The organism is Arthrobacter sp. TMN-50 (genome assembly GCF_054511125.1).
This window is the reverse complement of sequence record NZ_JBTNDG010000004.1, coordinates 109,750-122,216: the sequence shown is the minus strand read 5'-3', so window position 1 is coordinate 122,216 and position 12,467 is coordinate 109,750. Positions and strand designations below refer to the sequence as shown.

General features: G+C 64.6%; 7 protein-coding genes. All 7 read right to left on the bottom strand.

The genetic code is table 11. From position 1 onward, the window contains the following. The 7 genes from obgE to ACX80A_RS07920 all read right to left on the bottom strand — a co-directional run bounded on the left by obgE (nucleotide 1) and on the right by ACX80A_RS07920 (nucleotide 12,417). On the bottom strand, nucleotides 1–1,662 hold the full coding sequence (obgE, locus tag ACX80A_RS07950) for a GTPase ObgE (RefSeq protein WP_459259159.1): 1,662 nt from the start codon (nucleotides 1,660–1,662) through the stop codon (nucleotides 1–3). 113 nt (nucleotides 1,663–1,775) lie between these two features. Then, complete coding sequence (gene rpmA / locus ACX80A_RS07945; RefSeq protein WP_081743419.1) at nucleotides 1,776–2,036, bottom strand: 50S ribosomal protein L27; 261 nt, start codon at nucleotides 2,034–2,036, stop codon at nucleotides 1,776–1,778. Between the two features lie 35 nt (nucleotides 2,037–2,071). Continuing rightward, nucleotides 2,072–2,380, bottom strand: coding sequence for a 50S ribosomal protein L21 (gene rplU / locus ACX80A_RS07940; protein ID WP_019482657.1), 309 nt, complete (start codon nucleotides 2,378–2,380; stop codon nucleotides 2,072–2,074). Nucleotides 2,381–2,608: 228 nt separating this feature from the next. Then, a complete protein-coding gene (locus ACX80A_RS07935; RefSeq protein WP_459259158.1) occupies nucleotides 2,609–5,773 on the bottom strand; it encodes an Rne/Rng family ribonuclease in 3,165 nt (1,054 codons plus the stop codon). A 421-nt stretch (nucleotides 5,774–6,194) separates the two neighbouring features. Continuing rightward, a complete protein-coding gene (gene dxs / locus ACX80A_RS07930) occupies nucleotides 6,195–8,168 on the bottom strand; it encodes a 1-deoxy-D-xylulose-5-phosphate synthase (RefSeq protein ID WP_459259157.1) in 1,974 nt (657 codons plus the stop codon). Nucleotides 8,169–8,241: 73 nt separating this feature from the next. Beyond that, entirely contained in the window at nucleotides 8,242–11,055 is a 2,814-nt protein-coding gene (gene acnA / locus ACX80A_RS07925) for an aconitate hydratase AcnA (protein WP_459259156.1), read from the bottom strand. A 30-nt stretch (nucleotides 11,056–11,085) separates the two neighbouring features. Beyond that, a complete protein-coding gene (locus ACX80A_RS07920; RefSeq protein ID WP_459259154.1) occupies nucleotides 11,086–12,417 on the bottom strand; it encodes a class I SAM-dependent RNA methyltransferase in 1,332 nt (443 codons plus the stop codon). Nucleotides 12,418–12,467: the final 50 nt, after the last annotated feature.

Below are 12,467 nucleotides of genomic sequence, written 5' to 3'. Positions count from 1 at the left end.
TCAGCGTCCGGTTTCTTCGCTATCCCGCGCCGGCGCTGGTTCGTCGTTCTGCTGCTGATCGGCGGGTGTCGGCTCATCCTCGGGGACGGCCTGCGACGTCTCCAAGGTGGTTCCGGGCGACGTACGAGTCTTGTAGTTGACCGACTCGGTCCAGATCCCGGCTTTGCGCTCAGTTTCCAGATCGAGGCGCGCCGCCGCCCGGGCGTCCTTGCGCTCCTGGTGGTCCTCGCGCTTTTCGTCGCGGGTCGGTCGCACAAACTCGGCCAGGCGGAGGTCGGTGCCACGCGGTGACGCGAGCAGTTCGGCGCCACCCATCATGGTCGGCTCCCAGTCGAAGACGACGCCGTCGCCCTCACCAATGACCACGGTGTCCCCTGGCTTGGCGCCGCTCTTGAAGAGCTGTTCCTCGACGCCGAGTTTCGCGAGCCGGTCGGCCAAGTAGCCAACTGCCTCATCGTTGTTGAAATCGGTCTGCTTGACCCAGCGCTCCGGCTTCTCGCCGATGATCCGGAATAGCGGCAGGAGGTTTTTTTCCTCGTTGCGGATGATGAAACCGCGAGAGTTGACGGCGCGGGGCCGAAGGATCGGCGGGGTGACCTTCGGTGGCGCGGCCTTCAGCGCTGCGCGGGCTGCGGTGACAATCTCACCCATCGCGAAGCCGAGCTGCCGCAGCCCTTCATGGCTGGAGGCTGACACCTCGAACACGCGGTAGCCGCGGGCCTCAAGCTCGGGACGGATAAAGGAGGCCATGTCCTTGCCGTCGGGCACGTCAACCTTGTTCAGGGCAATCAACTTGGGCCGCTGGTTCAGGGGAACGACGTCGCCGTCGGGTCCGGCGAAGCTCATATCCACCGCATACTTTTCCAGTTCGCGCTCAATGATGTCGAGATCGTTCAGCGGGTTCCGGTCGGACTCCAGTGTGGCGCAGTCCAGGACATGCACCAGTGCGGCGCAGCGCTCGACGTGGCGCAGGAAGTTGTGGCCCAGACCCTTGCCTTCGCTGGCGCCTTCAATGAGCCCCGGCACGTCGGCTATGGTGTACCGGACGTCACCGGATTCGACGACGCCAAGGTTGGGTACCAGCGTGGTGAACGGGTAGTCGGCAATCTTGGGGCGTGCCGCCGACATCGCGGCGACGAGACTGGATTTTCCAGCGGACGGGAACCCGACGAGGGCGATGTCCGCGATTGACTTCAGCTCCAGGACGATGTCCCGGGCGTCACCGGGGATGCCCAGGAGCGCGAACCCAGGTGCTTTGCGTTTCTGGGAGGACAGCGACGAGTTGCCTAGGCCGCCCTGGCCGCCTGAGGCCGCGATAAACTCGGCGCCTTCGCCGACGAGGTCAGCGAGGACTTCGCCGTCCTTGGTTTTGATCACAGTGCCGTCAGGCATCGGGAGGATCAGGGTTTCGCCCTGTTTACCGCCGCGCCAGTCGCCCATACCGTTACCACCGTTGGTGGCGTGGCGGTGGGGGGCGTGGTGGTAGTCAAGGAGGGTGGTGGTTTGCGAGTCGACGCGCAGGATCACGCTACCGCCGTCGCCACCGTTACCGCCGTCGGGACCTCCTAAGGGCTTGAACTTTTCACGCTTGACGGAAACGCAGCCATGACCGCCGGTACCGCCCGACACATGCAGAACCACCCGGTCAACGAAGCTTGCCACGTTGAACTCCTTCAGAATTGTGAATTGATGCCGAGTCTATCCGGCTTAAAAAGAAAGTGGGGCGAGCCGGATCGGCTCACCCCACCTCACTGCCAATGCTTGGTGCGCAGCAACTACTCTGCGACTGCGCCGACGATGTTGACTACGCGGCGCCCGCGGCGGCTACCGAACTCAACCGAGCCAGCCTCCAGTGCAAACAGCGTGTCGTCTCCGCCGCGGCCAACTCCAGCGCCGGGGTGGAAGTGGGTGCCACGCTGGCGAACGATGATTTCGCCCGCCTTGACAACCTGTCCACCGAACCGCTTGACGCCAAGGTACTGGGCGTTTGAATCGCGGCCGTTGCGAGTGGAACTCGCACCCTTCTTATGTGCCATCTGCTTTGCCTACCTTTTGATAAAGAACGAAGAGGTTACTTGATGCCTGTGATCTTGACGCGGGTCAGTTCCGAACGGTGACCCTGGCGCTTTTTGTAGCCGGTCTTGTTCTTGAACTTCTGGATGACAATCTTCGGTCCACGAAGATTCTCGATGATCTCGGCAGTGACAGCAACCTTTGCCAGGTCATCTGCTGCTGAGGTTACCTTGTCGCCGTCGACCAGAAGGAGGGCGGGCAGCTGAAAGCTGCTGCCGGCCTTACCGGTGACGCGGTCAAGGGTTACGAGGTCTCCCACGGAAACCTTTTCTTGGCGGCCGCCTGCGCGGACAATCGCGTACACCACTTGGGAACTCACTTCTCTCGACAACTCTGCTTGGAAAACTACTTGTGTGCGTACTTACACCGGCAAACTGTTCTAACTAGTCCTGCCGCTGACGCCGTGCATCAACGCCCCGGAAAACCGGTTAGAAGGCGAACGCACCGAAGATCAAGATTACGCCAGTTCGGCGGGTTCCTGCAAATCACCCAGTGGGTGGGCGAGTCGCAGGACCCCGGCGAACCTGAGCGGCCCCTACAACTCGGACGCGGGAACCCCTACCCCAAGGATCATCGGCTCGTCCCCGGCGGGCCCAACCTTGCGGGGTGCGGCCTGTGCCGTTGCCACAAACCGTGCCCCCGGTTGCTCAGCCGCCTCCGCCTGGTCTGCCTGCTCCCGCTCGATAGCCGAGGTCGCAGCAGTTCCCTGGGGGCTGCTGGCGGCCCTGCGACGGTTGCGGCGCGGACTGCGGGGAGCAGCCTCGAGCGTAGCGGCTGGTTCGGCGACGGAATAAACTGCGGATTCAGCTGGTTCGGCCGCAGAATCAACTGTCGCAGGTTTCCGGTCGAACGCCTGGGTGAGGCTATCCAGAGTCAACCGGCGCGCCTCCTGCACCTCGGCGTCGGTGCTCTCGGCACGAGGCAGGCTGACGGTTTCCCCGTTGATTGTCAGCACCACCTCCGCGGCGTCATCGGCCGCCGAGTGTCCCTCAGCCTCGTGCGCTGCGTGGGTGGCCGCCGCGATGCTGGCGAGGGCCACCCGAGCCGCGTCGGCCCGGGCCTGGCGTCCTGCGTCGTCCTGCGGGGCCTCCGGTGTCTGCTGTTCGTCGTCGGACGGTGAGCTGGACCGGCTCCGATTGCGTTTGCGTTCGGTGCGGGACACCTTCTCCTGGCGGAGATGCTGCTGGTGGTTCTCGGGGGCGACGACGTGCCGTTTGTGTTCCACCGGTTCGTCTTGCGTGACGACCCCGCGCCCACCACAGTGTTCACAGTTCTCGCCGAAGACTTCCAGGAGCCCGGTGCCCATCCGCTTCCTGGTCATCTGGACCAGGCCCAGGGAGGTCACCTCGGCCACCTGATGCTTGGTGCGGTCCCGTCCGAGACATTCAACCATCCGGCGCAGCACGAGGTCCCGGTTGGCTTCAAGGACCATGTCGATGAAGTCGATGACGATGATGCCGCCAATGTCCCGCAGCCTGAGTTGACGGACCACTTCCTCAGCGGCTTCCAGGTTGTTCTTGGTGACCGTCTCTTCAAGATTTCCGCCGCTGCCGGTGAATTTGCCCGTATTGACGTCCACCACGGTCATGGCCTCGGTGCGGTCGATGACGAGCGAGCCTCCCGAGGGCAGGAACACCTTGCGATCGAGGGCCTTGTGGATTTGTTCGTCGATCCGGCTGGCGAAGAAAATGTCCTCGTTGCCGGTCCACTTCTCCAGGCGGCCCACCAGATCGGGGGCCACATACATCACGTACGCCTCGATGGTGTCCCAGGCTTCCTCACCGGAGACAATGAGTTTGGAGAAGTCCTCATTGAAGACGTCGCGGACCACCTTGATGGTCAGGTCCGGCTCGCCGTACAGCAGTTCGGGGGCGAGCGACTTGGTGGAACCCGACTTGCCTTCGATATTCTCCCACTGCGACCGTAGCCGGTTGATGTCGTGGGTCAGCTCTTCCTCGCTGGCACCCTCCGCAGCGGTGCGCACAATCACGCCGGCATTCTCGGGGAGACGATCCTTGAGGATCCGCTTAAGCCGGTTCCGTTCCACATCCGGCAGCTTCCGGGAAATCCCAGTCATGGAGCCACCCGGCACGTACACCAGGTAGCGTCCGGGGAGGGAAATCTGGCTGGTGAGACGGGCGCCCTTGTGGCCCACCGGATCCTTGGTGACCTGCACCAGAACGGTGTCACCGGACTTCAGCGCCAGTTCGATGCGGCGTGGTTGCCCATCGAGGCGGGATGCGTCCCAGTTCACCTCACCGGCGTACAGGACGGCGTTGCGGCCGCGACCGATGTCGACGAACGCGGCTTCCATGCTGGGCAGCACATTTTGGACCTTACCCAGGTACACGTTGCCGATCAGTGAATCCTGCTGCGTCTTGGACACAAAGTGCTCAGCGAGCAACCCGTCCTCGAGGACAGCGATCTGGATCCTGTCGTCGCGCTGGCGGACGATCATCTGCCGATCCACCGACTCGCGCCGGGCGAGGAACTCAGCCTCGGTGATGACCTGACGGCGACGCCCCGTATCGCGAGACTCGCGACGACGCTGCTTCTTGGCCTCCAACCGGGTGGATCCCCTGACGCTGGTCACCTTATTGGATGGCGCGGTTTCCAGCACCTGCCGGGGCGCCCGCACCCGGGTCACCGTGTTGGGAGGATCGTCGTCCTGACCGCCGGTCAGTTCAAGATCCTGGTCGCCACGGCGACGCCTCCGACGTCGACGCGACGTCACACCGTCGTCGCTGTCCCCGTCCGGGCCAGCGTCGGCATCGGCGGCTCGGCCTGCATCGTCGGTGGCGGCGTCCTGGTCGCTGCGCCCCTTGCCCCGGCTGCGACGGTTGCGGCGGCGGCGGCGCCCGCCAGGCTCGGTGTCACCGTCCTCATCGTCATCATCGACGTCCGACGCCGCGACGACGTCGGCCTTCCTGGCCGGGGTTGGGGTGACAGTCAAATCGGGTGCGTGAAACAGCGACGCGGGGATGGCGAACGGGTCGGACGCCGATGACACGGCGGCTGGCTCGGGCTGCGCTGGCTCGGGCTGTGCGTCCTCGGGCTGCGCGTCCTCGGGCTGCGCGGCTGGCTCGGAGTCGTCCGGCCCCTCCACCGCCGCGGGAGCGGCTTCTTCGGGCACCAGAACCTGTTTCTGCGCGGCGGACGACCGCCGGCGGGTGGTCTTCCTCACCGGCGCCGGCGCGACGTCGGCTGGGTCACCGTCGGCCGCGCCAGAGGCGACCGCGTCGGCCACCTGGGTCACGGGGGCCGGCAGCTCGTCGACCGCGGGCTCGACGGCCACCGGTGCCCCGGTGGGGCTGCTGGCCTTCCGGGAAGTCCGGCGACGGGTTGGAGCTTTCACCGGCTCCCCGGTTATCGGTTCAGCCCCCACTGCGGTGCCTACGTCGGCGGGGGTAATCGCGTCAGCGCTCGCTACGTCAACCACTGTCTCACCAGCGCCGGCAGGAAGGGCGGTGGGTGCCTCGGGGAGCACAACATCGCTGGTGGCGGTCTTGCGGCTGCGCGTTGCGCGGCGCTTCGGTGCGACAGTTGGCTCGGGTGTTTCAGCGGTGGCTGTCTCGGCGTCGGTGCTTGCCGCAGGCTCCACCTTTTTGCGGCGGGTCCTGGGTGCCTTTTTTACTGGAACGTCGAGCTGCTCCGGTGCCGCGTCATGAATCTGATCCGTGGGGTTCTGCTGGTTATCCATATGGTGTTTTGCTCCAGCCCCTGCGGCGTCGGCCACATTCCGACGCCCCCGGGGGCAGTATGTCGGTTGTCCGCGGACCTTGGCGCCTCGCGTCTACCGGAAGTCGTCTAAGTGAGCTTCGAGGTCGCACCATCCGTGGGGTGCGGCATCACTCGAAGACCAGTGGCGCTTTTCCCTATCCGCTGCTTTCCCAACGGTTGGCCTGCACAGCGGATTCTCGGCATCCCATCCGTCAGGATGTTTTCACGATGCACGCAGAAGCGTCGCCAGCACAGCCGGAAGCCTGTCACTGGACCGGCCGGGGAATGTGGTTCCCCTGCCAGCCATGTTCATTGTCTCACAGACTAATTCTGACGCCCTGCTTTTCGCGGTCAGCATTTTGGCGCTCCCGGCCGGTTCTCAGCCCGGCCGGAAGGACGGGTCAGGCCGTGGGCAACTGCCCGGTCACCACGGAATTCTGTCCGGGGAGCGGACGGGCGACGGGCACCCTGGTGCCCAATACCTGCTCGACGACGTCCTGGGCTACCTTGCGCGCGGTCAGCCCGACCCGCTCCAACACTTCGCTACGCGTCCCATGGTCGAGGAACTCCACGGGCAGTCCCACCTCGTTCAGCGCGGTGTCCACCCCCACAGCACGCATCTCCTGCCGGATCCGCGATCCCACGCCGCCAGCACGCACGCCGTCCTCAATCACAATGACAATCCGGTGTTCAGCGGCCATCTCAATCACTGATCGGCGGACGGGGAGCACCCACCGCGGGTCGATCACCGTTGAGCTAATGCCCTGGGCGCCCAACCGGTTGGAAACATCGAGGGCCAGTTCACTCATCGCACCGATACTGATAATCAAGACATCGTTGCTGCCCGAACCGGACGGCCGGCGGGCCAGCACCTCGACGCCGTCGTCGAGCCGCTCAATCGCCTGTATTTCCGCGCCCACTGCGCCTTTCGAATACCGCACGACGCTCGGCGCGTCGCCGATGGCAACGGCTTCCCTGAGTTCCTCGCGAAGCCTGGTTGCGTCACGGGGCGCTGCCAGATGCAGCCCGGGGACGATTTGTAGCATCGCCAGATCCCACATGCCGTGGTGGCTCGCGCCGTCGGGCCCGGTAACACCCGAACGGTCCAGCACTACGGTGACACCAGCCTTATGGAGGGCGACATCCATCAGGAGTTGGTCAAATCCCCTGCCCAGGAACGTTGAATACAACGCCACCACCGGGTGCAGCCCGCCGAACGCCATACCCGCAGCACTAGTCAGCGCGTGTTGCTCGGCGATTCCGACGTCGAACACCCGCTCCGGATACTTTTCAGCAAATTTGTGCAGCCCCACGGGGATCAGCATGGCGCCGGTAATGCCGACGATGTCCTCGCGCTCGTCAGCGATGGCAGCAATTTCGTCGGCGAACACGCTGGTCCACGACTGCGGTCCGGCCGCACCGACCGGTTGACCGGTTTCGGGATCGATGATGCCGACGGCGTGGAACTGGTCGGCCTCGTGGGCCCGGGCAGGCGCATACCCGTAGCCCTTCTCCGTGATCGCATGCACAATGACCGGGCCTTCGTAATTGCGAGCCTGGTGCAGGGCATGCTCGACGGCCGCCAGGTCGTGGCCGTTGATGGGTCCGATGTACTTCATGCCGAGGTCTTCGAAGAGACCCTGGGGTGCCCACCAGTCCTTGACGCCCTTTTTCGTGGCGTGCAGGCTCTTATAGGCGAAGCGGCCGAGCGGGCCACCGTTCTGGAGGCGCCGTTTGGACCACTCCAAAGTCCCTTCATAAACGCGGTGGGTGCGGACGGTGTCGAGGGTAGGTCGCAGGGAGGCCAGGTAGTCGGCCACTCCCCCAATGGTCGGCGCGTAGGACCGGCCGTTGTCGTTGACAACAATTACCACGCGACGTCGCTTGTCGGCCGCAATGTTGTTGATCGCTTCCCAGGCCATACCGCCGGTCAGGGCACCGTCGCCCACCATCACCACGGTGTAGCGGTCTCCTTCGCCGGCGATCACCCGGGCGCGGGAAATACCGTCGGCCCAGGAGAGGGAGGAGGATGCGTGGGAGCTTTCCACCACGTCGTGTTCGGATTCTGCGCGCGAAGGGTAACCGGATAGACCGCCCTGCTGGCGGAGCGTGCTGAAGTCCTGCCGTCCGGTCAGCAGTTTGTGCACGTAGGACTGGTGGCCGGTGTCGAAGATGATTGCGTCGCGGGGGGAATCGAAGACCCGGTGCATGCCGACGGTGAGCTCGACGACCCCCAGGTTGGGGCCGAGGTGCCCTCCGGTCCGGGATACGTTCGTGATGAGAAAGTCACGGATTTCCGCTGCCAGGCGGACCAGCTGGTCGCCGGTCAGCCGGTTGAGATCCTGAGGGTGGCGGATGGTTTCCAAGAGTCCCATCGGAGCCTCCTTGCGTTTGTCATTCCCGCCGGACGTGCACCTGCGGGTGATTAACTCTAACGCGGGTTGGCGGTCAGAGGCGCTCGATCGCTGTGAGCTGTCGTAGCACGTAGTGAAGAATACCGCCGTTGCGGTAGTAGTCGGCTTCACCCGGGGTGTCGATCCGCAGCACCGCGTCGAACGTGATCGTGTCGCCGCCTTCTTCCGGCACGGCGCTGACCTTGACGGTCGACGGTGTGCTGCCCTCGTTGAGGACCGTCACGCCGTCGACGGCGAACGTCTCGGTGCCGGTGAGGCCCAGGCTGGCGGCGCTTTCCCCCGCCGGGAACTGAAGCGGCAGCACTCCCATTCCGATCAGGTTGGAGCGGTGGATCCGTTCGTAGCTTTCGGCGATCACGGCACGGACGCCGAGCAGCGCAGTACCCTTGGCCGCCCAGTCGCGGGACGAGCCGGACCCGTACTCCTTCCCGGCGAGGATCAGCAGTGGAATTCCGGACGCCTCATAGTTCACTGCCGCATCGTAGATATAGGCCTGCGGGCCGCCAGTCTGGGTAAAGTCGCGGGTAAATCCACCCTCCACCCCCCGCAGCAGGGTGTTGCGCAGTCGGATATTGGCGAACGTTCCACGGATCATCACCTCGTGATTCCCGCGACGGGATCCGTAGGAGTTGAAGTCTTTCCGGGCCACTCCGTGTTCCAGCAGGTAGCGGCCGGCCGGGGTGTCGGACTTGAACGACCCGGCGGGGCTGATGTGGTCGGTGGTCACCGAGTCGCCTAACCTGGCCAGCACCCGTGCGCCCGAAATGTCGGTCACAGGATCCGGAACGGCCTTCATTTCCTCAAAGTACGGGGGTTTCCGCACATAGGTGGAGTTTTCGGCCCAGGCGAAGGTGTCGCCCTCGGGAGTATTAAGGGCTTTCCACCGGTGGTCCCCGTCGAACACCCCCTCATACCCTTTGGCGAACATTTCCTTGTCGATTGACTCGTCAATGATCTGCTGGACCTCGGCCGGGTTCGGCCAGATGTCGCGGAGGAAGACGTCGTTGCCGTCGTCGTCCTGACCCAGCGGGTCGGCGTCGAAGTCGAAGTCCATGGTGCCGGCCAAAGCATAAGCAACCACCAGCGGTGGGGACGCCAGGTAGTTCATCGTGATGTCCGGATTGATGCGGCCCTCAAAGTTCCGGTTCCCGGAGAGGACAGCGGCCACTGAGAGATCGTTCTCCTGGATTGCCGCGGTAATTTCGGCTTCGAGCGGGCCCGAATTTCCGATGCAGGTGGCGCAGCCATACCCGACGACGTAGAAGCCAAGCTTTTCCAGATAGGGGGTGAGCCCAGATTTATCGTAGTAGTCGGTGACCACCCTGGACCCGGGGGCGACCGACGTCTTCACCCACGGCTTGGAGGCGAGCCCGCGGCCCACTGCGTTCCGGGCCAGGAGGGCTGCTGCGAGCATCACTGAGGGGTTTGAGGTATTGGTGCAGGAAGTGATCGACGCGATGGTGACCGCGCCGTGGTCCAGCTCAAATGCCCGACCGTCGGACATGGTCACCGGGGCCGGCTTCGAGGGCCGCCCGATAGCGCTCGATCTCCCCGCGTGCCGCAGCGTGGACGTCATCGCCGGAACGTCGGACGCCGGAAAGGATTCCTCCAGCGCCTCATCCAGTGCCGCGTCACCCACCGAACCGACGTAGTTATGGATGTCCTTACGGAACTGTTTTTTGGCGTCGGTAAGTTCAATACGATCCTGGGGACGCTTCGGTCCGGCAATTGACGGGACCACCGTGGAGAGATCGAGTTCGAGGTTTTCGGAGAAGCGGATCTCCCGTGCTGGGTCGTGCCAGAGGCCCTGCTCCCTGGCGTAGGCCTCAACCAGGGCCACGCTCTGCGCTGACCGGCCCGTGAGCCTCAGGTATTCGAGGGTGACGTCGTCGATCGGGAACATTGCGGCAGTCGAGCCGAATTCGGGGCTCATGTTGCCGATGGTGGCACGGTTCGCCAGCGGCACGGCCGCGACACCCTCGCCGTAGAACTCAACGAACTTGCCCACCACTCCATGCTTGCGCAGCATCTCGGTGATGGTCAGAACGACGTCGGTCGCGGTGGCACCCGCCGGAATGGAACCGGCCAGTTTGAAGCCCACCACGCGGGGAATGAGCATTGAGACGGGCTGACCCAGCATGGCCGCCTCGGCTTCAATGCCGCCCACGCCCCAGCCCAGGACGCCCAGGCCGTTGACCATGGTGGTGTGCGAGTCGGTCCCGACGCAGGTGTCGGGGTAGGCCTGCAGGACGGTGCTGTCCCCGGTGCTGAGCTCGCGGGTCATCACGATTCGGGCCAGGTATTCAATGTTCACCTGATGAACGATCCCGGTACCGGGCGGCACCACTTTGAAGTCGGTGAAGGCAGTCTGCCCCCAGCGGAGGAACTGGTACCGCTCGCCGTTGCGTTGGTATTCGATGTCCATATTGCGTTCGATCGCGTCGGCGTTACCGAACACATCGATCTGAATCGAATGGTCGATCACCAGTTCCGCAGGTGCCAGGGGGTTGACCCGGTTCGGGTCACCGCCGAGGTCCCTGACTGCTTCACGCATGGTCGCCAGGTCCACAACGCAGGGCACACCGGTGAAGTCCTGCATGATGACGCGGCCAGGCGTGAACTGGATTTCGGTGTTCGGCTGGGCGTCTGCGTCCCAGCCCGCCAGGGCGCTGACGTGCCCGGCGGTTATGTTTGCTCCGTCCTCGGTGCGGAGCAGGTTCTCCAGCAGCACTTTGAGACTGAAAGGCAGGCTCTGGGCGCCGTCGACCGCGCTCAGCCGGAAGATCTCATACTCGGTCCCGGCGACCTCCAGTACGCCCCTGGAACCGAAGCTGTCCATACTTCTCACCGTTGGACTCCTCTCCCCTGCATTGTCATCCTAGTCCTTGGGCGTTGTCGATCCCCGCTCCGGACGAAGCACAGCGAAGGACTCCATGTGGTGGGTGTGGGGGTACAAATCAAACACGCGCAGCGTCTCCAGTTCCCAGCCTTCCTGCTGGAAGTAGCCGACGTCGCGGGCGAATGACGCCGGGTCGCAGGAGACGTAACCGACGGCCCGCGGGCCGGCAGCAATGATCTCGGAAATGGCCACCTGGCCGGCGCCAGCACGTGGCGGGTCCAGCACGACGACGTCGAGACCCGGTCTGCGCTCGTTGAGCACCCGATCGACTTTTCCCTGCACTATGTCCACCTGAGTGCGCCCGTGCAAATTCCGTTTCGCGTCACGGGACGCGCCGGGCGAACCCTCGACGGCCAGCACGCTGCCGGCGGCGCCCACGGCGTCGGCAATGGGTGCAGTGAAAAGCCCCGCGCCCGAATACAGATCGGCGGCGCGCTCCCCCGGCTGGATGTCCAGGCCGTCCAGCACGGCGTTCATGAGGAGGGCCGGCGCACCCCGGTGGATCTGCCAGAAACCGTCACCGGTGATCCGGTAGGTCTGCGATCCGACGGTCTCAGCCAGCCAGGTCCTGCCCCGGACCCGCTCCACTGTCGCCTTTTCCGGATCCCAGAGGGCTACCGAGGGTCCGTTGAGCTGGTGGATCACTGCAGCGGTTTGCTTCCGGCGCGCACCGGGTGCGGGTACCAGTAGCACCAGGGGTGGGCCCCCAGCTGAGCCGACCGCCACCTCCACCCGCTGGATTCCGGTGAAGTTGACGGTCCACAGCTGCAATTCGTTGATCGCGTCGGCGGCCAGTGGCATTTCAGCGACGGGAATCAGCACGTCAGAACGGTGGGCGTGCATGGCCAGGTGGCCGTCGGGGGCAACGGCGAAGCTGGCCCTGGTGCGCCACCGGAGGCCGTCGGGGGTTTCATCGGGGACGGGTTCGACCTCCACGTGCCGGTCAGTTCCGGCCAGCCGCCTGAGCTGTTCGCTGAAGACAGTTCCCTTGAGCTGACGCTGGGCGGGCAGCGCAATGTGGCCGAACTCGGCGCCTCCCACCGGCGGGGCACCACGATGGGCCGCCAGCAGCGCATCGGCTAGAGGCCATGGATGGTTGACCCGGTGCTCTGATGCGTCCAGCACCTCGATGACATCCGCACGCCAGAAGCTCGCACCGTCGTCGTGCTCGGTCAGCCTGGCTCGTACCGTTTCGCCGGGCAGGGCGTGGCGGACAAAGATGACCCGACCCTCGTGTCGTGCAACGCAATGGCCGCCGTGCGCCACCGGGCCGATGGTGAGGTCGAGGGTGCCTGACGGCTTACTGGTCACTGCTGATCCTTGTCACTGCTGATGTTTGTCACTGCTGGTTATGGTGAACG